The 275-nt window shown below is 34.5% G+C and carries 1 protein-coding gene; it reads right to left on the bottom strand.

From position 1 onward, the window contains the following. Positions 1–275: hypothetical protein (locus tag SAZ04_RS21990; protein ID WP_332699700.1), on the bottom strand; the 275-nt coding region annotated here is incomplete at both ends.

Raw genomic sequence — 275 nt, 5'->3', positions numbered from 1 at the left:
AAGCAGTTGATGCCGTAAACTCCCCAGCACATGTATCAACCATTTTAACCGAAGGTTTGATGTTTAGCTCTATTCGTTTTTTGCTAACATCTTTTGTTGTAACTCCCCATACAGTAGCAAGCCACTCATCAGCAAATCCTGATTTTTTATATGTTAACAACGATTCGTTTTCAATATCATCAAAATTTGATGCTTTAATTTGATTTTCAAATGATATCAAACGCTCAAACGACTGAAGGAAAAATTCTGTGATACCTGTTTCTTTGTGTAGATCT

Origin of the sequence: Halalkalibacter lacteus, from assembly GCF_036663595.1 — a bacterium.
In the GTDB taxonomy this organism is placed as follows: Bacteria; Bacillota; Bacilli; order Bacillales; family Bacillaceae_D; genus Halalkalibacter; species Halalkalibacter lacteus.
This window is presented reverse-complemented; position numbering and strand designations above follow the sequence as displayed.